Raw genomic sequence first — 23,399 nt, 5'->3', positions numbered from 1 at the left:
TGCCGAATGGAGACAATGCGAAGCATGAAAATCTGTATCGTCGCACAGACATTTGCACCCCAGGAGGAGGGGGGAGCCGAGATCGTGGCTCGCATGTGCGCTTTGGAGCTTTCGCGCTACCATGAGGTTTTCATTCTTTCGCTTGGGCTGGAAGGCGACGATATCGCGCCGCCCGGCGAGAGCACCAATGCCGATGGCATCCGGGTTGTGCGGGTCAACTGGAACAACTCCTATCTTCCCGGCCCGCGCAAGCCATCGGTTGGAAAGCTGACCAAACTGGCCTGGCATATTCGCAGCGCGCTGGGTGCGACCTCTGCCAACGAGGTCAAGGCGTTGCTGGAGCGTGAGAAGGTCGATCTCGTCTACGCGCATAATTCTGCACGAATGCAGCCTGCCATCTTTGAGGCCACCAGCACGCTGGGCATTCCGCTTTGCCTGCATCTGCACGATTATGCCTTGCTCTGCCCCAAATCGAGCATGTTTCGAAGCACTGGCAACTGTGAAAAACCCTGCATCGAATGCCGCATTCTGACCGCGCGCATCAAATCCAGCAAGGGCGAGGGCGTCACGGCGATTTCCGTCAGCGATGCCCTGCGCCGGAGATTTGTGCGCAATGACGTTCTACCCCAGGCGGATTGGCATGTTCTTTTGAATGCCAACCGCAGCAAAACCCTGTTTGATGCAGGGCTGATGGGCCGAAGGACTGGCAACAGTGACATCTTCACCTTTGGATATCTGGGCGCGCTTGCGGAAGAAAAAGGTATTGAAGACCTGATCAAGGCGTTTCTGCAGCTTCCCCAGAATGAGCCCGCCACCCTGCTGGTTGCCGGAAGGGGCAGGCAGGATTATGAGCAGCACCTCAAATCGCTTGTGGGCAACGCACCCATCAAGTTTCTCGGCTTTGTCGCCCCGGAAGAGGTTTACAAGCGGGCCGATGTCGTTGTTCTGCCATCGCGCTGGCACGAACCGCAAAGTCTTATCCTGATGGAGGCGGCATCCTATGGTGTGCCGGTGATCGGAACCGAGCGAGGCGGCACGCCTGAAATCCTGCGGGATATGGGAACGGGCTGGTGCTATGATCCTGACCATGGGGATGCGTTGATCCAGACCATGGGGCGTGCGCTTGCAATCGGGCGTGCGCATTGGTGGGATGAGAGGGATACGCATTTTCCCGGAATTAATGATTTTCCCGGAACATCTGAAGTATCGGGATATTATCATAAGCTCAATGATATCCTCATGGCAGCAAAAGCTAAAAGCCTGACAGCGAAAACTAACGCAAAACTTGCGTTGGGGGAGAAGTAACGTCCCGTTGCAAGCATTGTTTAACGCCAATAGGCGCATGGTGCGCCGCTGTTGCTTGAGAAAACTGCTTGGGGGTGGGACATGAATGCCGGTTTTAAACTGCTGAACGAGAAGGGTGACACCGCGCAGGTTTCTGCCGATTACCCCGTCGCGTTTGCAGAAACGATTGGTCTGTTCCGGCCTGCCGATGCATGGGTGCACAACAAATCATCTGCGAGTGAGGGGCCTGCAACCGTTGCGGATACGGCTGTTCTCTTCGTCGGCTCCTGGGGGTTCGAGGAGCTTTGTGCGCGAAAATTTTGGCAGAAGCTGGCGGTCGAGCTATCGAAGCGCGGACTTGCTAGCATGCGTTTCGATTATCCCGGCACGGGTGATGCACTTGATCACGCGGATTACGCGGCGGGTCTGGATGTGTGGCTCGACACCATCATTGCCGCTGGCAAAACGTTGAAGGATCTTTCCGGCGCAAAGCGCTTGCTGCTGGTGGGACACTGTATAGGTGGCGCGCTTTCCTGGCGCGCAGCGGAAAAGCTGAACGATGTTTCGGGTCTGGTTCTTGCGGCGCCTGCTCTTTCGGGTCGCCACTGGTTGCGTGAATTCGTGGCATTGAGCCGCATCGCCAACCAGGGTGCTATTGCGACCAGCACTGCGGCAAGTGGCCCTGCAATGGGTGAGCAGGTCATACCTCGGACAGTAACGGAAGGGTTGAAGACGCTCAACATCGCGTCTGCTACCTCTGCACCCGTCGCAGATATTCTTTTGCTCCAGCAGGAAAACCGTCCTGCTGACTCGGCCTTTGCCGAGCATCTTCAGACATTGGGGCTGAATGTTCAGGCCCAGCTGTTTGAGGGCTATGATCGCTTTATTCGAGATGTGCTGTTTTCGGTGCCGCCAACGGCTTCCATCAACACCATCGCTGAATGGGCAAGCGGCATGTCGACCAGGGTTGCTGTCGGTGCTGATGGGAGTGCCGCCTGGCCTGCGGCTTTGCCATCGTGTCAGAAGGGCGATGGTTTTACCGAAACGCCTGTCCGGTTTGGCGATTGCGACAGGCTTTACGGGATTGTTTGCGAGCCGGAGGGCCCCCGCCGGGGTGCTACGGTTCTTGTGTTGCCAACGGGTTATGAGCGCGCATCTGGCTGGGGCCGCATATCCGCCAATCTGTGCCGGGATCTTGCGCGCAGCGGCATTGCGAGCCTTCGCTTCGACATGGCCAATATTGCTGACAGCCCGGCGGTGCCTGGTCGTCCGGATCAGATCATCTATGGCGACGGTCAGCTTGCAGATGTCGATGCTGCGATGGATTTTCTCACAGAGAAGAAGCTTCTGCCCGTCGTCGTGACGGGGCGTTGCAGCGGCGGATGGGCAGCGTTTCGAAGCGGCGTGCGCGACAGGCGGTTCAGCGGCGTGGTGCCCGTCAACGTGTTCGACTTCTACATTCCGCCGGACGCGGATGTTGAGGCGCTGCTGATTTCATCGCGGCAACCGCTTGCCAGCTACGGGGCAAAGCTTCTGCGCGGCAGCTTTTGGCGCAGGGTCTTGAAGGGAGAGGTTCGGGTCCGAAACGGCATCGTCAATCTCTGGGCCATGATTATGGGCAAGGCCCTGTCCTTTGCGACACCCATCATGGTGCGCTTCCCGTTTCTGTCAGCGCGATTCCATCAATTGTCGCAGGATTTCAACGCCATCGCGGCGAATGACACACGGATGTCGATTGTTTTCACTGAGGGCGATATTGGTGCGGCCATGCTGGAAACGAACTTCGGGCCGCGTGGACGCCTTTTGACGTCTCGATACGGCAGCCCCCGCATCGCTTTCATCGAGAATGCTGACCACAATCTGACGACGGCGGAAGCTCGTCACGCTTGGGCCGATGAGGTCAGAGCCATCGCGCTGCAGTTTTCTCCTGCGCTCACTCCCTGATAAAATTGCGTGGCAGCGGCTGTGTAGGGCCGATTTCATTTGATCAAAAAAAACCAGAACAAGAGGGATTCTCTTGTTCTGGTGCTGGAGGCTTGTCTTGAACGCTTCGAACTAGCAGTGGCCTGCGCGGACCGATGCCAGATTGATGATCTCGGCATTTGTCATGTCGACTTCGATTTCGCTTTGCAGGGCCGATTGCAACGCCTGTTTTGCAACATCGATGTACCAGCTTGCAGAGGGCGCGCCCAATGTCTCGGCAACACCTTCTGCGTAGGTCAACATGTTGATGAGAGTGAGAAAATCTTCCTGGCGTTCATTGATCTCGGCGTCAGTTCTGAAGGATGTCATCATTGAGCTCATCTGGTATGGATTGCGATGATCCACCTTACGAAGTGCAGACGCAATGTGCGCGTTGCAAAACCGTTGCACACGCAGTGCTTGATTTCGTGCAGAGTTACTCATCTTAGTAACCGGTCAGATACATCTTTCGAAACAGTGGCGTCGCGTTGAAGTCCCAGTCTCTGGGCGCCATCTCGGGCACGTTGTTTTCAATCGCTGATATGAGCGCCATGGCATCGAGTTTCTTCTGATCGACCCAACACGCTTTGAGCGCTGCATCGAGCGTTTCAACCGCGATGCCAGAAAGTGCAGCAATAGCTTTCCACGTCCTGTCCTTGAAGAAAAGACGTTGCGCGGCTGTACGGAGCGCCTCACATTGCTCGGCATTCACCCCGCCCTCCCTCAACATATTGCTGATTGTGGCTTCTGCATTGACAAGGGGAATGCTGAGGGGTGGATAGCCGAGTTCGGCGGGCCCATAGATCAAGGCGACATCCGCATCGTCGACGCGCGCACCGGATGCATAGTCCTCGTAGATCTGGCCGATGCCAATCATGCCGAAAGCAGCACATTCCGCTGCCCGCAGCGCACCCATGCTGGCCGCGCCGAAAACAGGAATGCCTTTCGAGAGCGCAAACAGCAATTCCTTGTGCCAGACCGGTGCCGCCGTTGCGAACTGACCATCGATCAAGCCGATGGAAGTCGCCCCGTCTTGCAACGCTTGCATCACATCCCCCTGGCATGCAGGCGGGCGGATCTCGATGCCTGTTGGGGCAAGGTCGCGTGCGTTTGGCAGGCTTGGTCCGACGAAGACAAGTTTCATCACAATGCTTTCGAAAGTGCGCGGGGGCCGAAACGCCGGTGCCGCTCGCCATCCGGGTTTTCCAACTGCGGTGCAAAGACCTTGACGACCGCAGCGGGAAGCCATTCCGGATTGAGATCAACGGCAAACAGCTGGTCTATGCCGGCATTTTCGAGCCGCTGGAGCACGATATCAAGCGACTGTTCGGTTGATGTCGTACCGAGAGACGGCAGGTCTTCTAATCGCTTTCGCGGAGGTGTACCTAGCGCATCCAGCATGGTTGCATCCGCCTGCCGGGAGAAGGTAGCCGGCAAAAGATCATCACGCGCGCCGGCAGTGAATGTCATCCGCGACTGTACAGCTTCGGTGATGGCCCGCATCGCGGCAACTGCTGGAGAGGTGGCGGCTCCTGCGCCATAGGTCAAATCCACATGGCGAACGGCGCGGGGCGGCGTTCTCTTCCTGGGGCCAAGCAAGGCGACGACACAGGGAATGGCCAGATCGGTGGTGATATCGAACAATGCGATATCGAGATCCGCCTGCGCAATTTTTGAGAGCACATCCTGAAAAGCGGGTTCGACGACCGCCTTCATATCGATGGCGGACTGGTAGCGCCGGGATGCCGGGGTCATTTGCCACAGGGTCAGGGCATCGCGTTCTATGCGCTCCAGCGTAGCATGGAGAATGGCTTCGTTGCGGGTATTCCCGGATGCAAGGCCGTCAGAAGATTGCCAATAGCGAGGTCCCTCGATGGTGCGGTCAAGGTGAACAGCGGCGAAAGGAAGCCAGAGGCGTTCGCCGGTCAAGAGATGATGGGCGCGGGTCCATTCTATCTCCTCGGCAGCCGCAACGGGCGGCGCATGCGGTGAAAGCAGAATATCGAGCGTATTGACGTGATCCTCCGCTCCCTCCAGCTTTTCGCGGCTGGTGATGATGCGTTCACAGGCGGGATTGGTCGCCACGGCCCTTTCTATGGCTTCCATTGCTGCCGAAGTCTGGGCGGCCTTGTCATCAATGCCCTTGCCCTGGGCGATCACGATGGCCTTGGCATTGGGCGCAAAGGCGCACCACACGGCAATGCCGATGTTATCCAGGCCCGTTTGGCGTGCGAGCCTCGTAATGCCCAGCCTAGAGAGAAAAGGCGAAACCCTTGTCAGGGTTTCGCCAGGAGAGCAGGCCCGATAATTGTCGAGCTGCAAGATTAGTCGTTACCTTCGTGGATGCCGGTGGCGGGCAATTCCGACGTAGAGATTGCGATAGCCAGATCAACGCCTTTGGTCAGGGAAACGCCCGCGCCGCGCAGGAATGCTGCATTGGCAAGCTCACCTGAGAGTTGTCCATTGACTGGCGTGATGGTTCCCGACTGCAAATCGGCAACCCAGAGGCCGGCTTCACCTGTAATGCCAAGAATAACTGTTTTTGCCATAAATTCCTGCCTAAAATCCGGCCCTCTCGAGGCCTTTGCGATATAATTCAGTCTGCCACGGCTCCTTATGCGGGAGGACCGCTAGCCAACGCTCCAAATCAAAACTTGGGTTGTCTTCAAAGACCTTTGCCCGAAAAGCGCGAGCTCTGTCAATATCGCCGAGCATGCCATGACAAGCCGCTGTCAACCTTGCTGCGGGTCGCTTGTGGGCCATGCGATTGAGGTATTCGAGCGCAAGTTCGAACTCATGAAGAAAGTAGCTGGCACCGGCTGCAACCCAGTAATAAAGATCGGGAGCCATGGGATTGAGGGCAATGGCCTGCTTGATCTTGATCATCGCATTGGCAGGATCGCTTCCATGGATCAGGCTATCGGACAGGCTGCACAGCACATCGGCATATTGCGGACTGAGGTTTTCAGCCTGAGTGAGCGCATCGAGGCTTTCATCGATCCTGCCCATGAACATTCGGCTGACGCCCAGTTCCTTAAAGCCGCTGGCGGAAACCTCGCTGGCTTTTATGGCGGTGCTGGCGAAGCCTTCCGCCTTGGTCAGAAGTTCGGTGTCGCCACGGGCCGTCAGTACCCACTCCATGCTGAGCGTTCGCGACATGCCAGCAAGAGCCTCGGGGAAATCATTCCCATGATCAAGCGCTTCCTTGAAATATTTTCTGGCGCGCCGGATGGATGGCAGGTTGATGCTGGAGAGAGACTGCAAGCCCTTGAGATAAAGGAAGTATGCCTCTGGCCGACTGGAGAAGTCACCGAAGGCGTTCTGGTGCATGCCGATCTGCGACATCACAGCCCCCTGAACCGCAGACGCGATTTCGACGCGGTGGGCAGCAATGGAAAAGGGCGATAGTTCAAACCGCTCAGCCCAGATGATTTCCTCGGTAGGAGTAAAGATCAGCTGCAGGAAGAGGTGCGTATCGGTTCTTCGGCTATCCAGCGCGTAGACGACATTATGTTTTTCAAGCACTGCCGCTTTGTCTTTGGATGCTTGAATGCGCTCGGACGTGTAAGGCGCAACGACGGAAACAGTGCGGCTGCTGCAAAGGCCGATCGTCAAATCCTCGATCAGGGCGTTTGCAATCGATCCGTCCTTATTGGCTTCTTTCGATGTCAGAGGAGGAAGAAGCGCAATGCGAGGATGTGCGGTGAGCTTCCCAGCGACAAACGGTGTCTGTTCGGGTTCTTCGTGCGATATTGGTGCGGCAGGCAGTGGTGTTGCCGGTGCATTGGTGAGGCCAGAGGCCACAATGCGCCTGATGTCATGATCGTTAGGGTCTGCTTCCAGAAGCAGGACGGCGGCACGTCTGAGGAGCGGATTGATGTCTGCGTTGGAGCCCTGCGATCCAGCGCCTTGCATGAAGAGAGACCGAAGGATGCCGAGAAGCCTTGAACGGACATCGCGAACCCAGACATCGAAAGGCGTTTTACCCGCTCCGCTCAACGGCAGGAACTGCATGGCAACGGCACTGCACGCTGCCTCCAGCCTTTCCGCTGGTGTCGGCAGGGCCATCACATCAAGATCACAGCTGACCACCTCGCGGTTGAGAGAGACGGTGGTGGCGTCGATGCTCATCAAAGGTGATGGTGATTGCCCGGTCGCAAGCTGAAACCGGCGCAATGTCGATCGTAAATTCGTCAATGCGACTTCAGCGTTGCCCGGCCAGAGAAAATTGGCGACGTCGCGACGCTGAACTGGCCTTCCCATATCGAACAAGTAAGCGGCGAGCAGCAGGGACTGAGTGGGTACGCTAATGACGTTCCCACTCTCGTCTTCAAGATTGCATCGCCCCAAAGTCGCTAAGCGGAAGGCCATATCTCTCAGTGAGCTATAGAGGCAGAGGTCTCTGTCGTCTTCTGGGCATCCGTCACATTTGCGGTGCTCAAGGACTGAACCAGCTCAAGCACCCTGCGGCGTACGCGGCTGTCTTCAATGCCTGCAAAAGCCTTGGCAAGCGAAATGCCTTCCTTGGAATTCAGGAACTGCGACAAGATGCTGGGAGGTGACACCGGTCGATCTTCAGCCGCGTCAGGTGTTCCCTCGAAAAAATAGGAAATATGCACATCCAGAAGTTCTGAAATATGCTGCAGGCGGCTAGCGCCGACGCGGTTCGTGCCTTTTTCATACTTCTGAACCTGCTGGAACGTGATGCCGAGGCCATCGCCCAGCTTCTCCTGGCTCAGGCCCAACATAACGCGGCGCAACCGTATGCGTGAGCCGACGTGTATATCTGTTGCGTTGGGTGACTTCTTCATGATGTCGTGAACTCCAAATCCTGTAATTGTGACGAGATTGCCGGAAAATTGAACTGTTCGCAACTGGGTGACAGTGCAATTATGGCGAGTATTTATGCATAAGCTTAAAGAAAAGAATGAATATCGACAAAACCAGCAAGATTAAGGCCGATATGCTTGCAAAGTGGCGCTGGCGCGCCAGCTTTTTCTATCGCATTTTTTCAAGGGGCATCGGTTTGAGGCTGCTCATCAATGCGCCGTAGGGCAGCAGCATGATGACGCCGATGAGCACCTTCACGGCGAGGTCTCCGAGTGCCCAGGAGATCCAGCGTGGCGCTTCCCATGCGAAGAGACCCAGAACTGGTGCCTGCTCGATTGCGAAAACATCATTGGGACCGATGAGTGCGAAGGTGGTCGCAAAGGCAATCGAGAAGAACAGTGCTGTATCCAACATGGAGCCGAGCACGGAGCCTGCCAGTGGCGCGCGCCACCAGCTTTGACGCCGCAACCGGTTGAACACTGAAATATCGAGCAACTGCCCGACAAGATAGGCCGTCCCTGACGCAACGGCTATGCGGGGCATGGATGTCCAGAAGGACAGGGTCACGCCAACGACGAAGCCAGCAAGCACGACGCGCCGGGCAACGGAGGGCCCGAACTGCCGGTTGGTCAGATCAGTGATCAGGAAGGCGATGGGATAGGTAAATGCGCCCCAGGTCAGGAGATCAGCGAGGTTGATTCCAAACAGGTTACCCGAGAGCGGGTATTGGACGAGGACATTGGACGCGACGACAACGAGTGTCATCAGTGCCACGTAAACAAACATAGATCTGAGATTGGGCATTTTTTTATCCTGGGTGATGCCACCAGTTGGAGCGATAGGAAACAAGCAAAAGGCTTGAGCGGCAATTGCCATTCAAGCCTTCTGAAAGTTCGTTATGCTGACGTTGCTATTAAGCAGCGGCAACAGCTGTTTCAACGGTCTTCTTGGCGATCTGGCGACGCAGCAAACGAGCGCGCATCGAAAGGTCGCTTTCGCTGGACTTCAGAAGGAACAGGTCAAGACCACCACGGTGCTCAACAGAGCGCAGAGCAGCAGCAGAAACGCGCAAACGGAAGCGCTGGCCAAGAGAATCGGAGATCAACGTAACCTGGCAGAGGTTCGGAAGGAACCGGCGCTTGGTACGGTTGTTGGCGTGGCTGACGTTATTGCCCGTCTGGACGCCCTTGCCGGTCAATTCGCATACACGGGACATGGGTACACCTATTTGTTATCGTCTGTTTCACCAGTGGCTCACTATCCGGCAAAATCCGGTAAGCAATCCAACTGGCAATGATTGGAAAGTTGCGGTTCTATAGTCAGACAGGGACTTCCAGTCAAGCCGCTCGCTCTTATTTGTGAGCGATTTCGCTGGTTTTCCACGTCACTCCGCTTTTTTATTGCCATAAGTAGGGGTATATGATCGGCGCAGAGCACGACTTTCCCGGCTCGTCGAGGTGTTACCTGAATGAATGTGAAGACACAAAGGTTTTTCGCAGCCGCTGCATTTGCATTGGTAAGCCTGTCCCCTGCATTGGCTGCGGAAACGCAGCACGATAGCGAATACAGCATCAATCTCGGCATTTTGCCGATTGCCAAGGCAAACTTCTCCACACGCATGAACGGCTCGACCTATTCGATCTCAGGCTCGTTCAACTCGGCAGGCATTGCCAGTGTGCTGAAGGATATTTCCGGCCGTACCGTCGTATCCGGTGCCAAGCGTGGAAACCGCATGCAGGCCAACGAATATTCGCTGGTTTACAAGGACGGGAAGCGGACGCGCACCTATGATGTGCAATACCGCAATGGCAATGTGACCTCCACGACGGTAAAGCCCGAGCCGAAGCAACGCCCCGACAATTGGGTCGATGTGAAGGATCGCGACCTGCGCTCGGTGCTGGACCCTATTTCAGGGCTTATCTTTCCCGTCGGAGGACGCATCTGCCCGAGCCGTCTGCCGATTTATGACGGCGAGTCGCGGCTGGATCTGGTGTTGAGTTCCGGCGGCACCAAGCCGTTTGCAACCGACGGCTTTAGCGGCGACGCAATCGTGTGCAATGCACGCTATGTACCGAAATCGGGCTTTCGCAAGGGACGCAAGGATATCGAATATTTGAAATCGATTTCCATGGAGATCTGGTTTGCGAAGGCCAGCAACATGGATGTCTATGCGCCGGTTTATGCACGCATACCCACCAAGGTCGGCCAGGTTTACATCACCGCCACCAAATACGGACGCTAATGCTCATCCCGCTTAGCCCGGCTCCCAGCCGGGCTCTGCCATGACGAAGCTGTCGAATGTGAAGCCCGGCGAGACGGTGCAGCCGACAAGCGTGAAATCGCCAAGGCTTTCGGCTGATTGCCAGCCATTGGCGGGAACGATGGCTTGGGGTCTTTCACCTGTCAGCACCGAGGCACCAAGGATGACCGTTTCTGTCGTCTTTCCATCTGTGCTGATATGAAGCGCGAGCGGCGCGCCGGAATAATAGTGCCAGACCTCTGCCGCATCCGTCACGCGGTGCCAGTGGGAGCGTTGGCCTTTTTCCAGCAGATAGTAGATGGCCGTCGAGTGCCCTCTGTCGTCGCCAGTGCCATCGCGAAATGTCTGTCGATAAAATCCGCCTTCTGGATGCGGCTTGAGGTCAAGTTCTTTAATAATGGCCGCTGCAGAGACTGGTTCACGGTTCATCAGAAGTTGTCCTTCCGCGTTCTGATCTCTGCAAACACGTCCGCGTCGCTTGCATCCACCATGCCGAGATGCGCGCGGATATTCTTGTCTGCGACGCGCATATAGGGATTTGTCTGTTTCTCCATTCCGATAGTGGTGGGAATGGTGAACTCGCCCTTGCTGCGGATGGCTTCCACATCGCTGGCGAGCTGTTTGAGGACCGCGTTATCGGGGTCGACGGTCAGCGCAAAGCGCGCATTGGCCAGCGTATATTCATGGCCGAAATAGACGCTGACATTATCGGGCAGCGCCATCAGTTTCTGGAAGGAGTGCCACATGTCGGCAGCCGGGCGTTCGAACAGGCGGCCGCATCCCATGGGAAACAGCGTATCGGCTGCAAACAGAAGGGCGTCGTCCGGGAAGTAATAGCAAATATGGCCGGCGGTATGGCCAGGCGTTGCAATGACCTTTACGCGGCGACCGGCAAATTCGAACTCATCGCCATCGGATGCCGACTGGTCGAGGCCGGGTATGGCAATGGCTTCATCCAGCGGCCCGCGAATTTCACAGTCAAACCGTTCCTTCAGCGCCAGATTGGCCTCGACGTGGTCCTGATGGTGGTGCGTGGTGAAGATATGCGTGAGCTTCCAGCCGCGCCGGTTGAGTGCTTCAAGGATGGGCGCTTCTTCCGGTGCGTCGATTGAAACAGTGGCACCGGTCTCGCTATCATGCAGCAAAACACCGAAATTATCGCTGCGGCACAAAAAGACCTCTATCTCCAAAGGCTTCATGTTTTTCTCCATCATTGCTGCGCTATCGACCATAGGTTCCCCAATGTAGGCCACCACGCCTTGAAGTCCAACCGGGGACTGCTACATTCTGACAATGAATACTGACATTGTCGATCTGCGCGAATTCTACCATTCCCCGCTTGGCCGGTCTGCCGAGCAGGCCATCACCATGGCGCTATCGACGCTGTGGCCGCCACTGCCGGACGAGCGGTTGGTAGGTGTTGGTTATGCCGTGCCTTTTCTGGATCGCTTTCGTCACGATACGGAGCGGACATTTGCCTTCATGCCCGCTGGCCAGGGGGCGGTAAACTGGCCCGCAGGCGAGGTATCTTCGACGGCGCTGGTGTTCGATGAAGAGCTGCCATTGCCCGATTCCTCCATCGACCGGGTGTTGATGGTGCATTCACTGGAATTTGCTGAAAACCCGCGTGAAACGCTGAAGGAACTCTGGCGCGTTCTGGCGCCCGGCGGGCGGCTGGTGATCGTTGTTCCCAACCGGCGTGGTGTCTGGGCACGCGTGGAGCACACGCCATTCGGCTCGGGTCGCCCCTATTCGCGTGGGCAATTGACGACACTGTTGCGGGAAACGAATTTTACCCCGGGTGCCTCGGCTGAAGCCCTGTTCTTTCCGCCGACGAAAGTCCGGTCTGTGTTGAAATTTCGCCGCTATCTCGAAAGCATCGGGCGCAAGCTCTGGCCGGTTTTTTCAGGGGTTATCGTCGTTGAGGCACAAAAACGCCTCTATCAGGGCTTGCCTGTGAGCCAACGGTCGTCGAGACGCGTTTTCGTTCCGGTGCTTGCGCCGCAGGGCATGCCAACGACACGCACGTCGCAAGGCCCCGTAAAGCCACAGTGACCCTCGACAAAAGGACATTTCCTGTCTAATGCCTTCGGCATTGTATTTGCGGTGTTTTCAAAGGTCGATCAAATGAGTGTAGAGCTTAGCCAACCTGTTCCACGTCCGGGCATTCTGGATATTGCCGCCTATGTTCCCGGTAAGGAGCATGCGGAGGGCGTGGCGAAGGTTTATAAGCTCTCATCCAACGAAACCCCGCTTGGCGCAAGCCCCAAGGCCATCGAGGCCTTCAAGGCTGCTGCTTCCAATCTCGAAATCTATCCCGATGGTCAGGCAACGGCTTTGCGTCAGGCCATTGCAGATGTGCACGGATTGAACCCTGCCAACATCATGTGCGGTAACGGCTCTGATGAATTGCTGGGCCTGCTCTGCCACGTTTATCTGGGCGCGGGTGATGAGGCCATCATCACCGAGCACGGCTTTCTCGTCTATCGCATCCAGATCATGGGTGCGGGGGCAACGCCGGTTACCGTCAAGGAAACCAACTGCGCTGTCGATGTGGATGCCATTCTGAGCGCCGTCACCGAAAAGACCAAGATGGTCTTCATCGCCAATCCGGGCAATCCGACCGGCACCTATGTTCCTGTGTCTGAAATTCGTCGCCTGCAGGCAGGTCTGCCCGCGCATGTGATGCTGGTTCTGGATGCGGCCTATGCGGAATATGTTCGCAAGAACGACTACGAGGCGGGTCTGGAGCTTGTTTCCGGCAGCAAGAATGTTGTCATGACCCGTACCTTTTCCAAGGTATACGGGCTGGCCGCGCTGCGCGTTGGCTGGATGTATGGACCAGCGGCCATTATCGACGCGCTGAACCGTGTGCGCGGGCCGTTCAATATGAATGCGCCTGCCATTGCCGCCGGTGCGGCTGCCATCCGCGATCAGGCCTTCATGCAGCAGGCTTTGGCGCATAATCTGGAATGGATGGAAACGCTGACCAAGGCGTTCAGCGAACTGGGCCTCGAGTTTACGCCATCGGTTACCAATTTCATTCTCATCCATTTCCCTGATGTGGATGGAAAGCGTGCAGCCGATGCCGATGAATTCCTGACACGTCGCGGTTACATCCTGCGGGCCGTGCGCGGTTACGGCTTTGCCAATGCACTTCGCATGACGGTGGGATCGGCCGAGGCAAATCTCGGCGTGATTGCTGCGCTCAAGGACTTTATGGGCCAGGGAAAATGAGCGACATTCTGTTTGAACGGATCGCGCTGATCGGCATTGGCCTGATCGGCTCGTCCATAGCACGCGATATCAAGGAACTCGGCCTTGCAGGCGAAGTGGTGATTTCCACGCGCAGTGAAGAGACCCTGAAACGAGCCGAAGAGCTGGAACTCGGCACAGCCTATACGACCTCCCCAGCCAAAGCGGTCGAAGGTGCTGATCTTGTCATCGTGTCGGTGCCGGTTGGCGCGTCGGAAATGGTTGCACAACAGATCGCACCCCATTTGAAAGCGGGCGCAATCGTCACCGATGTGGGTTCCACAAAGGCGTCCGTGATCGCGCAAATGGCGCCTCATATGCCGGATCATGTTCACTTCATCCCCGGACATCCATTGGCGGGCACGGAAAAGTCCGGTCCCGACGCCGGCTTCTCCGGCCTGTTTCGCGATCGCTGGTGCATCTTCACGCCCTTGGCTGACACCGACCCTCAGGCCCTCGCAGCGCTCAGACAGTTCTGGGAGAAGCTGGGTTCCCGGATCGATGAGATGGACCCGGAACATCACGACAAGGTTCTGGCCATCGTGTCGCACCTTCCGCATATCATCGCCTACAACATTGTAGGCACGGCAGACGATCTGGGTACGGTGACGGAATCGGAAGTCATCAAATATTCCGCATCCGGTTTCCGCGATTTTACCCGTCTTGCGGCGTCGGATCCCACCATGTGGCGCGATGTGTGCCTGCACAACAAGGATGCGATCCTGGAAATGCTGGCACGTTTTTCCGAGGATCTGGCCTATCTGCAGCGCGCCATTCGCTGGGGCGAGGGCGACAAGCTCTTTGAGCTGTTCAGCCGCACCCGCAATATTCGCCGCTCCATCGTGCAGGCCGGACAGGATGTGGACACGCCCGATTTCGGACGCCACACGCTGGACCAGAAAAAATAATCGAAATGGAATAGATGGACCGGAAAAGCTGACGTTTTCCGGTCCATTTCACATCAGGTCGTCAGATCGGTGGGATTTTTCCAAGGGGTATGAACCCGCTCACGGTCGCGCGGCCACGGTCCACCACCAGATCGACCGACGCCTTGTCCCCGCCACCGGCCAAGGCGCCGAGCAGCTTGCGGGCTGTATCGATGGTGGATTGCAGTTGCGGAAACGCTTGTTTGGCATTGTTGGCCCAATCGCCGAGCTTTTCAATTTCCAATTTGAACTGGCCGGAGAGGTAGCCCTGTTCGTCAAAGGAGAATGGACCGCTGATGCGCATGGTGCGGCCATCGCCAATATCCAGCATCACCCGGCGAAGCTGACCGCTCGCGCCATAAAGCCCGGTGGCATCGCTGCCGTCGATCATGCCAGCCTTGCCCGAAAGCGTGACGTCTGCAATGGCGTTCAGCCGTGGCAAAAGCTGGGGCCAGTCCTTGATGACGGTTGCGGCGTCCGTCAGGGTAATGGCGCCGTCGAGATCGGGGCCGTTTTGACGGAGGTAGACTTCTGTTTTGGCCGCATCGAAATCAATGGTCTGGGATGTGACGGATGAAACCGCCTGCGCTTTCAAGTTGTCGATCACCAGCGAGGTGCGATCAATGCCCTTGAGTTTCGTGGTGAGGCTGGATTGGAGATTGGCCCATTGCGCCGTCACCGCGAGGCCGTGGCCGGTCTGGATCGAAGCGGGCCCGTCCAGCTCCCAGACGATGTGGCCGGGAGCATAGATCTGCGCTGCCGAGCGCAGGGCACCGAAGGATGCCGTGACGTCGTTGCGCGTGTCCTTTACCTCGACCTTGGAGCAGAAAAGGCCGATCCGGAATGGATAGCCGCGCAGCGCGATATCGCTGCATTCGCCGGAAACGCTTGCGGCACCGCCGGGTGCCAGCGTGCGGATAACGGTTTCCTCAAGCCGCTGCGCGGCGTAAAACCAGCCCGCAGTGTACAAGGCAACGAAAACTATTATCCCTAGCCCGAGAAAAAGGAATTTTCTTCCGCTACGGGATTGGCTTGACGCTGCCATGATGATCTCCAATGTTACACATAGGTGATTTGATTTGGCTTGCGATATGGACGATTTTTGGGTCTTTGGCTACGGTTCGTTGATGTGGAACCCCGGCTTCCCGTTTGAGGAGCGACAACAGGCGCGTCTGCACGGCTACCGCCGCTCGCTCTGCATTCGCTCGAATGTCTATCGGGGAACGGACGCCAATCCCGGGCTTGTGCTGGGTCTGGAGCGGGGAGGCTCCTGCCATGGCGTTGCATTTCGTATTGCGGACGCCGAGCGGGACAGCGTGCTCCACTACTTGAGGGAGCGGGAGCTGATCAACAATGTTTACAAGGAGCGCGTCATTGCCGTTGCATTGGCGGATGGCAGGCGGCAACCGGCCTTGACCTATGTGGCAGACCCTGCGCATGCGCAATTTGCCGGTGGTCTGGCGCTTAACGAGGCGGCAACCATCGTCTGCCACGCATCAGGCCAGTCGGGTCCCAATGTCGATTATGTTTTCAACACGGTTCGGCATCTGCAGGAGATGGGCATTCGGGATGCCGGTCTGGAAAAGGTCGCGGCAAGCGTGGAGGCTCAGTCTGCGGGCTTGCTCTGAAGCTCAGCCAGACGCTTCAGCGCGGTCGGTGGCATTGGAAGTGAAGGATTATCGCGCGCAGCTTCCAGCAACAGCTCGTCGCTTGCCTTTTCCGTCACTTCGATCAGCTGCTTGAAAAACACATCAGGATCGAGACCGGGCTGGATGGGCGGCAGAATGCGAACCTTGAAATGTCCCGGATATCGCAGGGTCGATCTGCGTGGCCAGAACAGGCCGGGATGCATGGCAACCGGCACCACGGGAACCTTAAGGTCGCGGTAGAGCCTTGCAATACCGTAGCGATATTCCGGCTCAGCACCGGGCGGACGGCGTGTGCCTTCCGGGTAGATGATGAGTTCGCGGCCCTTGGCCATTTCTTCCCGGGCGCGAACCATGACCTTGAGCATGACTTTTCCGCGAGCAGCACGGTTGACCGGTATCATCCGCTGCTTGGCGACATACCAGCCGAACAGCGGAATCCACATCAATTCCCGTTTCAGAATATAGACAGGGTCCTTGAGGTTCGGCAGCAGCGCATAGGTATCCCAGAAGGATTGATGCTTGGGCGCGAAGATGCAGCCCGTTTCAGGAATGTTCTCCAGCCCCTCGATTTCAAAGGTGGTCCCGACGATCTTTTCCATCAGCCAGTGATTGGATCTGGCCCAGGCCTTGGGTATTTCGAAAGCCAGCTTACGCGGTACGATGAAGTAGATCGGCGTCAGCAACAGCATGCGCAATATGAGGTTCATATAGAATGCGGTGTTGAACAGGATTGAACGCAGTCTGAGCATGAAAAAAGCTTCTCCCGGCGCATCCGTATCATCGACAGGAAGCAATCTTCTGTGCCGTGCGCAGGGCTGAACGCCTACACGAAAACAGGGTGTTTCAGCAAGACCCCGCCGCGCTGCTATCCATAGGTAGTGGATTAGCTGCCTGAGACGCTACTGCGCAAGCCGTTACCCTTGCCAAGGCCGGTCAGATCCCGTGCGGCAACGGCGACAAATTTGATATATTCATAGATCATAATCCGCACCACATCCGGGTTGGAAAACCAGTTGGTCCGGGCAAGATCCGAGTTGATGACGGGATAGGCGATAAAATTGGTATCGGGGCTGGAGCTTCTAAGCTCGTGCAGGCTGCGGTGCATGTGGTAATTGTTCGTCACCACCACGACAGACGCATAGCCCTTGTCCTTGATCCACTGCGCCGCCTCATTGGCGTTGCCAATCGTATCGACGGCGCGGTACCCCATATCCACGCAGCAGGCGAAGAGATCAGCAGAACTTTGTGTCGTCTTGCGGATCTGAGCCCGCGTGGTGGCAGGGTTGACGCCTGATATGAGCAGACGTTTGCCAACACCGTCCCGCAACAGGCCCACCGCCTGTTCGATCCTGAGGTAGCCGCCGGTCAATACTATGATGGCATCGGCCTTGGCTCCAGATGGCGGGCGCATGGATGCCACAGAATCTGCAAACCACAGAAAGCCACCGAAGACAGCGCCCATAACGACGAGGCTGATGAAAAGTGTACCGCGCACCAGCCTGCGCAAACGTCCACGCCGCGAAAGCAAACCTTTGCTCAGCGTGTGGGACGATTGGTCATCAGGGTCGGTTCGACTCATTATCATCAGATACCGATAAGCGCGGATTAAGGCAAGGAACGGGCAGTTTATGCCAGAATGAGGCGCTCAGACACCCTCGCTTTTTGAGGGGTCCGAACGGACGCGGTCGATGTCATCGATGGTGCGGATCACAGTCAGGCGGGCGGTCACCGTCGTCAGCAATGCGATGATGATCATCGTTGCGAAAATGCCGAGATATCCTTCAATGCCGACAGAAAAGGTGCCGAACAGGGCGCTGGCCTGATCGCTCTGGGGTGTTGCAAGCGTATGGCTTTGCCAGAAACCTGCCGCCAGAAACACGCCAGCTGCCAGCGCGCTGCCTGCGCCGGAACCCTTGAGGCTGATTTTCAGGAAGTGCTTCTGGAATTCCCGCGCCACAAAACTGCTTTCTGCACCGACGAAATGCAGCACTTCGACAATATGGCGGTTGCCGGAAAGAGCGCCGCGCGTTGCAAAGACGACGGTGAGCACCATTGCGCTGAAGACGAGGATGAGAATGCCAAGGCCGATCATGACCGTGGTGTGGGCCATGGAAACCAGTCGATCCACCCAGGTGCGGTGGTCATCGAGCGTCGCCTGAGGAATCTCGGCTTTCAGCATGGACCGCAAGGCTTCGAAATCGGGTGGATTGTTTTCATCGATCGTAATGATGACAAGACGCGGGACGGGCAGTTCCGACAGGTCCAGCCCAGCGCCCAGCCATGGTTCCAGCAGGCGGCTCGTTGCCGCCTCATCCATGATCGTGCCTTCCTTTGTGCCAACGAATTTCAGGGCCAGATTGCGCGCCTTGTTCAATGCCGCAGCCATATCCAAACCCTCTTCCGGCTTGATCTGGATGGTGACTTCGCGAGAAATCTGGCTTTGCCATGTCGATGCGGTTGCCCTGACCATGCTGACGCCGCCAAGCGTGAGACAGGCCAGAAACGCCATGATGGCAATGACGACGATCAGGGCATTGCCCTGAATGTTGGAGGGCGGCAGGATGGGTGCCATCGGCCGGATGCGCATTTGCGGCAGTTTGCGCGCTGGCTGCTGTTCAGGCTTAAGCGTCTTTCGGTTTACTTCATTCATAAACGTCGAGCCGCCCTTCCGTCAGGATCATGCGCCGCGCATCCACCTGATCCATCAGTCCAAAGTCGTGCGTTGCGATGACAACGGCAGTGCCGAGCCGGTTCAGCTCCAGAAACAGATTGAGGAGACGCTTGGCCATTGGCGGATCGACGTTACCCGTTGGCTCGTCGGCCAGCAGAATTTCCGGCTGGTCCATCAGCGCGCGCGCAATCGCCGCACGCTGTTTCTCGCCGCCTGAGAGAATGGCTGGCGGAACATTGATGCGCTCTCCAAGCCCCACCCACTTCAAAAGCTCGATGACGTCGTTGCGGTAGGCGCTCTCTTCCTTGCCCCGGACGCGAAGCGGAAGTGCCACATTTTCATAAGTTGTCAGATGGTCCAGCAGGCGGAAGTCCTGAAACACGATGCCGACGCGGCGGCGCAGCAGCGGTAACTCACTGCGTGGAATGCGCGACACATCCCGGCTGAACATGCGAATATGGCCACGGGTTGGCTGCAACGACATGAGAAGCAAACGCAAAAGGGTTGTCTTTCCGGCACCGGATGGGCCGGTCAGGAACTGAAATGAGCCTTTGGGAATGTCAAAGGTCATGTCCCGCAAAATTTCCGGGCCCATGCCGTACCGCAACCCGACATTTTCAAAATGGATCAACGAACTTCCAGTCTTTTGTTTCTCGTCTTGAGAAGTGTGCGGCATTGCCGGGCTTTCGCCCCGTGGACAGGCCTGTCGAGAATGTTAAGCCCACAATCTTTGCGAAGCATTAACCAATTAAATTTACGACTATGCAGGATTTCATTCAATGCCCAAGTTTCTTGAGGCTGAAACTCTGACCGAGGGAACTTCATGGGTATGTTCCGTTCATCCCGCCGGCACGCAACACTTGATCTCGACCTTTTGATGCCTGAAGCGCCTCTTCGCAAAACAGCGCGCACACGTCATGATTCCGATATCATAGACGCCGAGTTTGTCACGATAAAGGAAACGCCTTTTCGTGACTACGGAAACGACAACAGGCGTCGGGTTTTTCAACAGCCAAGGCCGCAACGCGTATCGACGCTGGGTGCAGTACGCTCCCTGATCGACCGGGTTGACCGGAAACTGTCTGGCCTGTCTGTCGATGGCTACTCGGCCATCGTCGCGGCGGCTGTCGTTGGCGTGTTCTTCATATCAGGCGGATTTACCATGGTGCTTCACCAGAGTGCGGCCACGGCAGCGCCTGCTGATCCACTGGCCATCACCCATATCTCGATTGCCCCGCAGGATGCGGGCGGCATGGGCGTGCTGGTCATCAACGGTGTCATAGAGAACAACAGCGCCGAGCCGCAAACGGTGCCGGCAATCCGTGCCGATCTGTTCGCCTCCAAGGGAGAAAAGGTCGCAAGCATGCTGATCGAGCCTCCTGTTCTAGAAATGAAGGCCGGTCGGCAGTACGGATTTTCGGCAAGATTGCGCCATCCCGGTGGAAAAACGCCAGATATCAAGCTTTCTTTTGCAGGCGCGGGTGTTTCCGAGCACTGATTGTGCTACCGGACGCCCTTCGTTTCGATCCGAGCGATAGTCTGAAGGGCTACATATCGGAAAAGCGCAGGAGAGAACATGCCCGTCGTTCGTGGAAAAAATATCGAGCCGCTTTACACCGCCGAGCAGATTGCAGAGCGCAATCGCGATATGGCCAAGCGCATTGCAACTGGGCCAACCAATGACCTGCTTGTCATTGCGGTGCTCAAAGGCTCCTTCATTTTCGCAGCCGATCTCATCCGCGCTCTGCACGACAGCGGCTTGGCACCTGAGGTCGAGTTCATCACCCTGTCCAGCTATGGCGCGGGTACGGTTTCGCAAGGTGTGCGCATCGTAAAGGACATCGATAGCGACGTTAAAGATCGTGACGTGCTTCTGATCGATGACATTTTGGAATCCGGTCGCACGCTTCTTTTCGCAAAAGAGCTTCTTTACGAGCGCGGCGCGCGCAACGTTTCCATCGCGGTGCTGCTGGACAAGAAGGTCAAGCGCAAGGAGCAGCTTGAGGCTGATTACGTCGGCTTCGAATGCCCCGATTACTTCGTCGTCGGCTATGGAATGGATGTCGCATACGCGTTCCGCGAACTTCCCTTTGTGGGAGTTGTGACCGGCGACGCCGAGTAAACTTCTATTTCCGCGACTGGTCGGATTACGTTACTCCCGCAAAAGGAACACATAAGGTGCTAGCTTTTGGAATTCATGGGGCCATGTGGACCATGGTCTGGGACCATGCCGGTGCAGAGCGCGCTATCGCTGGAGCTGCCAGTTACGGACAGGACCTGATCGAGATACCTCTGGTCGATCCAAAGGCCGCCGATGGGAAACACACCCGCAGCCTGCTCGAAAAGCATAAGCTTCGAGCTGCCTGCTCGCTGGTGTTACCGGAGCCAGCCTGGGCGTCTGTACGCCCCGATGCGGCCATCGCCCACCTTACTACTGCGCTGGATAAGGCCGCCGAAATGGGAGCCGAGGCGCTGACAGGCGTGACCTATGGCGGCACAAACGAGCGAACCGGCTTCCCACCCACGCAGGCCGAGTACGACAATGTAACCCGCGCGATGAGCGCCGTTGCTCGCCATGCGAAATCGCTGGGATTGCAGTTCGGTATCGAGGCCGTCAACCGGTACGAAAGCCATCTGATCAATTCCGCTGAGCAGGCGGTTGCCCTTGTCGAGCGCATTGGCATGGACAATGTTTTCGTCCATCTCGATACGTTTCATATGAATATTGAAGAAAAGGGTCTGGCCAACGGCATTCTCGCGGCGCGTGACCACCTCAAATACATGCATATGTCCGAGAGTGACCGAGGCACGCCGGGCTATGGCAACATAGCGTGGGACGCGATCTTCTCTTCTCTCGCGGCCATTGACTTCAAGGGTGCCCTTACGCTGGAAAGTTTTGCTGGCATGCCAGCCCATATGGCGGGCGCAATTTCCACATGGCGGCCCGTGGCCCGGGATGCGGATGAGGTCTTCGATAACGGAGTGTCGTTCCTGCGCAACAAGGCTATACAATACGGGCTCGCATAAGTCCGGTTCGCAGGACGACCGCTGCGTGACTGAGGCGGACTCGCAAAAAACTCCACAAAAAGTAACAGGCCGGGAAATCCCGGCCTGTATCGTCTCTGGTCTGAGGTGTTTCGGGTGTTAGACGATGCCTGACACAACGAAGACGAGCCATGCAATGACGGGCCCGATGATGGCGATGAGCGCGCTGTAGATCAGGAGTTGGCGCAGCACCATGGGCCGTTCACTATCGGGCGCATTGGCAACGACGAGTGCACCATTTGTCGAAAATGGGCTCGTATCGACAATGGTGGTGGAAATCGCGATGGCTGCGACAACGCCGATTGCGCTGATATGCCCTTGCAGCAGAAACGGAACCGCAAGCGGGATGATGGCGCCGAGCAGGGCTGTCGAGGATGCGAATGCCGAAACGATTGCGCCGGTGAAGCACAACAGAAGTGCCACAAGAAGCGGCATGCCAAGGCTAGAAATCGCATCGGCCACATAGGTTACCGTGCCAGCCTTTTCCATGACGCCGACATAGGTGATGATACCTGCGATCAACAGCACGGTTGACCAACTCACCTTGTCGATGGCGGCTTTCTGCGTTTCTGGCGATAGCAGGGCCAGAACGACGGCCACTGTCATTGCAACAAGACCCACATTGAACTTGAAGACCAGAGCGCCGACACCCAGAGCGATGAGGCCGACGAGGGTCGTGATGCGCTTACTGTTCAGATGTAGCTTGGGTGCGGTATCGGCAGCGGTTCCGTAAGCATGTTCGCGTGTGGGTGAAGCAGGTGTGCCGCCATGGCCTCTGATGGCAGCCGTTACGCCCTCTGGATGCAGTTCTGGTAGGAAGTCGGACGGGGCAGCGCCCTGGCTCTTCACCTTTGCGCCGCCGAAAACGAAGAAGACCAGTACAGCAATGGCAAGGTTGAAGAAGAAGCTGGAGAGAAACAGCGATGTCGGAGCGAAAGGCAACCCCGCCTTTTCAACGATCTGGTTGGTGATGCCCCCGTAAATGCTGATGGGCGAGAACCCGCCCGCCTGTGCGCCGTGGATGACCATGAGGCCCATCATGACAGGGTGGATTCGGTACTGGACGGCAAAGCTCAATGCGACAGGGGCAAGGATAGCGACGGCTGCAGGCCCGAGAGCGCCGAAGCCAGTGATAACGGCGGCAATCAGGAACATCATCCAGGGGATGAGGCCAACCCGCCCGCGAACCATGCGAACGGCACCTTCGACAAGCCAGTCAATCGTGCCGTTAATTTGCGCAATCGCGAAAAGATAGGTGACGGCCACCAGCGTCAAAAACAGATCGCTAGGAAAGCCTGCAAAAATATCGCTGGTTTTCATGCCGATGACGAGAGTGCCGAGAACGAACGCACCGGCGAATGCCAGCGCACCCATGTTGATGGGCTGTATCGTTGCAATGATGAACATGGCAACGAGCAGTCCTATAGACAGAATTTCAATACCCATAATTCCCCCCGACGACGCCTCCCGCGTCGTCTCGTTTTAAAATCAGATAGACGGTTTCATGTGCTCATCAT

At 56.9% G+C, this 23,399-nt stretch carries 26 protein-coding genes; 10 read left to right on the top strand and 16 right to left on the bottom strand.

The window, feature by feature from the left end; genetic code table 11:
* Positions 1–24 precede the first annotated feature (24 nt).
* Positions 25–1,305 (top strand): glycosyltransferase, encoded by a 1,281-nt coding sequence (locus RQI55_RS17870; RefSeq protein ID WP_042616803.1) that lies wholly within the window; start codon positions 25–27, stop codon positions 1,303–1,305.
* 81 nt (positions 1,306–1,386) lie between these two features.
* On the top strand, positions 1,387–3,228 hold the full coding sequence (locus RQI55_RS17865) for an alpha/beta fold hydrolase (RefSeq protein WP_311273072.1): 1,842 nt from the start codon (positions 1,387–1,389) through the stop codon (positions 3,226–3,228).
* A gap of 111 nt (positions 3,229–3,339) precedes the next feature.
* Here the strand turns inward: RQI55_RS17865 and RQI55_RS17860 are convergent, their stop codons facing one another.
* From RQI55_RS17860 to rpmB, 8 genes are all read right to left on the bottom strand, one after another.
* Positions 3,340–3,576, bottom strand: coding sequence for a hypothetical protein (locus tag RQI55_RS17860; protein WP_042616805.1), 237 nt, complete (start codon positions 3,574–3,576; stop codon positions 3,340–3,342).
* Between the two features lie 115 nt (positions 3,577–3,691).
* Positions 3,692–4,390, bottom strand: coding sequence for a TfuA-like protein (locus RQI55_RS17855; protein WP_042616806.1), 699 nt, complete (start codon positions 4,388–4,390; stop codon positions 3,692–3,694).
* Entirely contained in the window at positions 4,390–5,568 is a 1,179-nt protein-coding gene (locus RQI55_RS17850) for a YcaO-like family protein (RefSeq protein WP_311273070.1), read from the bottom strand. The genes RQI55_RS17855 and RQI55_RS17850 overlap by 1 nt, the downstream gene beginning before the upstream one ends.
* A 2-nt stretch (positions 5,569–5,570) precedes the next feature.
* The gene (locus RQI55_RS17845; protein WP_311273069.1) at positions 5,571–5,795 is read right to left on the bottom strand and encodes a hypothetical protein; all 225 of its coding nucleotides are present in this window, start codon (positions 5,793–5,795) and stop codon (positions 5,571–5,573) included.
* Positions 5,796–5,805: 10 nt separating this feature from the next.
* Positions 5,806–7,443: a hypothetical protein gene (locus RQI55_RS17840; RefSeq protein WP_311273068.1), complete on the bottom strand. Its 1,638-nt coding sequence runs from the start codon at positions 7,441–7,443 to the stop codon at positions 5,806–5,808.
* Between the two features lie 179 nt (positions 7,444–7,622).
* Positions 7,623–8,057, bottom strand: coding sequence for a helix-turn-helix domain-containing protein (locus RQI55_RS17835; RefSeq protein WP_042616810.1), 435 nt, complete (start codon positions 8,055–8,057; stop codon positions 7,623–7,625).
* A gap of 187 nt (positions 8,058–8,244) precedes the next feature.
* Positions 8,245–8,880 (bottom strand): queuosine precursor transporter, encoded by a 636-nt coding sequence (locus RQI55_RS17830; RefSeq protein WP_042617009.1) that lies wholly within the window; start codon positions 8,878–8,880, stop codon positions 8,245–8,247.
* Between the two features lie 109 nt (positions 8,881–8,989).
* Positions 8,990–9,292: a 50S ribosomal protein L28 gene (gene rpmB / locus RQI55_RS17825; protein WP_042616811.1), complete on the bottom strand. Its 303-nt coding sequence runs from the start codon at positions 9,290–9,292 to the stop codon at positions 8,990–8,992.
* A gap of 252 nt (positions 9,293–9,544) precedes the next feature.
* Between rpmB and RQI55_RS17820 the strand changes: the two genes are divergently transcribed.
* Positions 9,545–10,318, top strand: a complete 774-nt coding sequence (locus tag RQI55_RS17820) for a DUF3108 domain-containing protein (protein ID WP_311273067.1) — start codon at positions 9,545–9,547, stop codon at positions 10,316–10,318.
* Between the two features lie 12 nt (positions 10,319–10,330).
* Here RQI55_RS17820 and RQI55_RS17815 read toward each other — a convergent pair whose 3' ends face one another.
* Both RQI55_RS17815 and gloB read right to left on the bottom strand, forming a co-directional pair.
* A complete protein-coding gene (locus tag RQI55_RS17815; protein WP_311273066.1) occupies positions 10,331–10,765 on the bottom strand; it encodes a cupin domain-containing protein in 435 nt (144 codons plus the stop codon).
* Positions 10,765–11,535: a hydroxyacylglutathione hydrolase gene (gene gloB / locus RQI55_RS17810; RefSeq protein ID WP_042617010.1), complete on the bottom strand. Its 771-nt coding sequence runs from the start codon at positions 11,533–11,535 to the stop codon at positions 10,765–10,767. Before gloB ends, RQI55_RS17815 begins: the two co-directional genes overlap by 1 nt.
* Before the next feature lie 94 nt (positions 11,536–11,629).
* Between gloB and RQI55_RS17805 the strand changes: the two genes are divergently transcribed.
* From RQI55_RS17805 to RQI55_RS17795, 3 genes are all read left to right on the top strand, one after another.
* Complete coding sequence (locus RQI55_RS17805; protein WP_042616814.1) at positions 11,630–12,391, top strand: class I SAM-dependent methyltransferase; 762 nt, start codon at positions 11,630–11,632, stop codon at positions 12,389–12,391.
* A 72-nt stretch (positions 12,392–12,463) separates the two neighbouring features.
* Positions 12,464–13,573, top strand: coding sequence for a histidinol-phosphate transaminase (gene hisC, locus RQI55_RS17800; protein WP_311273065.1), 1,110 nt, complete (start codon positions 12,464–12,466; stop codon positions 13,571–13,573).
* On the top strand, positions 13,570–14,499 hold the full coding sequence (locus RQI55_RS17795) for a prephenate/arogenate dehydrogenase family protein (RefSeq protein WP_042616816.1): 930 nt from the start codon (positions 13,570–13,572) through the stop codon (positions 14,497–14,499). Before hisC ends, RQI55_RS17795 begins: the two co-directional genes overlap by 4 nt.
* Positions 14,500–14,560: 61 nt before the next feature.
* Here the strand turns inward: RQI55_RS17795 and RQI55_RS17790 are convergent, their stop codons facing one another.
* Entirely contained in the window at positions 14,561–15,562 is a 1,002-nt protein-coding gene (locus RQI55_RS17790; RefSeq protein WP_311273064.1) for a DUF2125 domain-containing protein, read from the bottom strand.
* 46 nt (positions 15,563–15,608) lie between these two features.
* On the opposite strand from RQI55_RS17790, the gene RQI55_RS17785 reads away from it, so the two are divergent.
* Positions 15,609–16,145, top strand: a complete 537-nt coding sequence (locus RQI55_RS17785) for a gamma-glutamylcyclotransferase (protein ID WP_243257765.1) — start codon at positions 15,609–15,611, stop codon at positions 16,143–16,145.
* Here RQI55_RS17785 and RQI55_RS17780 read toward each other — a convergent pair.
* From RQI55_RS17780 to ftsE, 4 genes are all read right to left on the bottom strand, one after another.
* A complete protein-coding gene (locus tag RQI55_RS17780) occupies positions 16,124–16,915 on the bottom strand; it encodes a 1-acyl-sn-glycerol-3-phosphate acyltransferase (RefSeq protein WP_243257766.1) in 792 nt (263 codons plus the stop codon). The two genes, RQI55_RS17785 and RQI55_RS17780, sit on opposite strands and share 22 nt — an antisense overlap.
* A 134-nt stretch (positions 16,916–17,049) precedes the next feature.
* On the bottom strand, positions 17,050–17,751 hold the full coding sequence (locus RQI55_RS17775) for a YdcF family protein (RefSeq protein ID WP_311273063.1): 702 nt from the start codon (positions 17,749–17,751) through the stop codon (positions 17,050–17,052).
* A gap of 60 nt (positions 17,752–17,811) precedes the next feature.
* Positions 17,812–18,816 (bottom strand): ABC transporter permease, encoded by a 1,005-nt coding sequence (locus RQI55_RS17770; protein WP_243257768.1) that lies wholly within the window; start codon positions 18,814–18,816, stop codon positions 17,812–17,814.
* Positions 18,809–19,468, bottom strand: a complete 660-nt coding sequence (gene ftsE / locus RQI55_RS17765) for a cell division ATP-binding protein FtsE (protein ID WP_042616821.1) — start codon at positions 19,466–19,468, stop codon at positions 18,809–18,811. Before ftsE ends, RQI55_RS17770 begins: the two co-directional genes overlap by 8 nt.
* 198 nt (positions 19,469–19,666) lie before the next feature.
* On the opposite strand from ftsE, the gene RQI55_RS17760 reads away from it, so the two are divergent.
* The 3 genes from RQI55_RS17760 to RQI55_RS17750 all read left to right on the top strand — a co-directional run bounded on the left by RQI55_RS17760 (position 19,667) and on the right by RQI55_RS17750 (position 21,864).
* On the top strand, positions 19,667–20,335 hold the full coding sequence (locus tag RQI55_RS17760; RefSeq protein ID WP_311273102.1) for a DUF3426 domain-containing protein: 669 nt from the start codon (positions 19,667–19,669) through the stop codon (positions 20,333–20,335).
* A gap of 78 nt (positions 20,336–20,413) precedes the next feature.
* The gene (gene hpt / locus RQI55_RS17755; RefSeq protein WP_042616823.1) at positions 20,414–20,959 is read left to right on the top strand and encodes a hypoxanthine phosphoribosyltransferase; all 546 of its coding nucleotides are present in this window, start codon (positions 20,414–20,416) and stop codon (positions 20,957–20,959) included.
* Between the two features lie 56 nt (positions 20,960–21,015).
* On the top strand, positions 21,016–21,864 hold the full coding sequence (locus RQI55_RS17750; RefSeq protein WP_311273062.1) for a sugar phosphate isomerase/epimerase: 849 nt from the start codon (positions 21,016–21,018) through the stop codon (positions 21,862–21,864).
* Between the two features lie 117 nt (positions 21,865–21,981).
* On the opposite strand, the gene RQI55_RS17745 is transcribed toward RQI55_RS17750, so the two are convergent.
* Positions 21,982–23,328 carry an SLC13 family permease gene (locus RQI55_RS17745; RefSeq protein ID WP_042616825.1) on the bottom strand — a complete coding sequence of 449 codons (1,347 nt, stop codon included), beginning with the start codon at positions 23,326–23,328 and terminating at the stop codon, positions 21,982–21,984.
* Positions 23,329–23,399: the final 71 nt, after the last annotated feature.

Source organism: Rhizobium sp. WCS2018Hpa-16, from assembly GCF_031843705.1.
In the GTDB taxonomy this organism is placed as follows: Bacteria; Pseudomonadota; Alphaproteobacteria; order Rhizobiales; family Rhizobiaceae; genus Agrobacterium; species Agrobacterium tumefaciens_C.
Note: the sequence above shows the minus strand (reverse complement) of the source record. Positions and strands in the feature narration are given on the sequence as shown.

Excerpts from the sequence above, each read along its gene's own strand:
- RQI55_RS17870 (WP_042616803.1), top strand. The coding sequence starts at position 25 with ATGAAAATCTGTATCGTCGCACAGACATTTGCACCCCAGGAGGAGGGG.
- RQI55_RS17865 (WP_311273072.1), top strand. The coding sequence starts at position 1,387 with ATGAATGCCGGTTTTAAACTGCTGAACGAGAAGGGTGACACCGCGCAG.
- RQI55_RS17860 (WP_042616805.1), bottom strand. The coding sequence starts at position 3,576 with ATGACATCCTTCAGAACTGACGCCGAGATCAATGAACGCCAGGAAGAT.
- RQI55_RS17855 (WP_042616806.1), bottom strand. The coding sequence starts at position 4,390 with ATGAAACTTGTCTTCGTCGGACCAAGCCTGCCAAACGCACGCGACCTT.
- RQI55_RS17845 (WP_311273069.1), bottom strand. The coding sequence starts at position 5,795 with ATGGCAAAAACAGTTATTCTTGGCATTACAGGTGAAGCCGGCCTCTGG.
- RQI55_RS17835 (WP_042616810.1), bottom strand. The coding sequence starts at position 8,057 with ATGAAGAAGTCACCCAACGCAACAGATATACACGTCGGCTCACGCATA.
- RQI55_RS17830 (WP_042617009.1), bottom strand. The coding sequence starts at position 8,880 with ATGCCCAATCTCAGATCTATGTTTGTTTACGTGGCACTGATGACACTC.
- rpmB (WP_042616811.1), bottom strand. The coding sequence starts at position 9,292 with ATGTCCCGTGTATGCGAATTGACCGGCAAGGGCGTCCAGACGGGCAAT.
- RQI55_RS17820 (WP_311273067.1), top strand. The coding sequence starts at position 9,545 with ATGAATGTGAAGACACAAAGGTTTTTCGCAGCCGCTGCATTTGCATTG.
- RQI55_RS17815 (WP_311273066.1), bottom strand. The coding sequence starts at position 10,765 with ATGAACCGTGAACCAGTCTCTGCAGCGGCCATTATTAAAGAACTTGAC.
- gloB (WP_042617010.1), bottom strand. The coding sequence starts at position 11,535 with ATGAAGCCTTTGGAGATAGAGGTCTTTTTGTGCCGCAGCGATAATTTC.
- RQI55_RS17805 (WP_042616814.1), top strand. The coding sequence starts at position 11,630 with ATGAATACTGACATTGTCGATCTGCGCGAATTCTACCATTCCCCGCTT.
- hisC (WP_311273065.1), top strand. The coding sequence starts at position 12,464 with ATGAGTGTAGAGCTTAGCCAACCTGTTCCACGTCCGGGCATTCTGGAT.
- RQI55_RS17795 (WP_042616816.1), top strand. The coding sequence starts at position 13,570 with ATGAGCGACATTCTGTTTGAACGGATCGCGCTGATCGGCATTGGCCTG.
- RQI55_RS17790 (WP_311273064.1), bottom strand. The coding sequence starts at position 15,562 with ATGGCAGCGTCAAGCCAATCCCGTAGCGGAAGAAAATTCCTTTTTCTC.
- RQI55_RS17785 (WP_243257765.1), top strand. The coding sequence starts at position 15,609 with ATGGACGATTTTTGGGTCTTTGGCTACGGTTCGTTGATGTGGAACCCC.
- RQI55_RS17780 (WP_243257766.1), bottom strand. The coding sequence starts at position 16,915 with ATGCTCAGACTGCGTTCAATCCTGTTCAACACCGCATTCTATATGAAC.
- RQI55_RS17775 (WP_311273063.1), bottom strand. The coding sequence starts at position 17,751 with ATGATAATGAGTCGAACCGACCCTGATGACCAATCGTCCCACACGCTG.
- RQI55_RS17770 (WP_243257768.1), bottom strand. The coding sequence starts at position 18,816 with ATGAATGAAGTAAACCGAAAGACGCTTAAGCCTGAACAGCAGCCAGCG.
- RQI55_RS17760 (WP_311273102.1), top strand. The coding sequence starts at position 19,667 with ATGTTCCGTTCATCCCGCCGGCACGCAACACTTGATCTCGACCTTTTG.
- hpt (WP_042616823.1), top strand. The coding sequence starts at position 20,414 with ATGCCCGTCGTTCGTGGAAAAAATATCGAGCCGCTTTACACCGCCGAG.
- RQI55_RS17745 (WP_042616825.1), bottom strand. The coding sequence starts at position 23,328 with ATGGGTATTGAAATTCTGTCTATAGGACTGCTCGTTGCCATGTTCATC.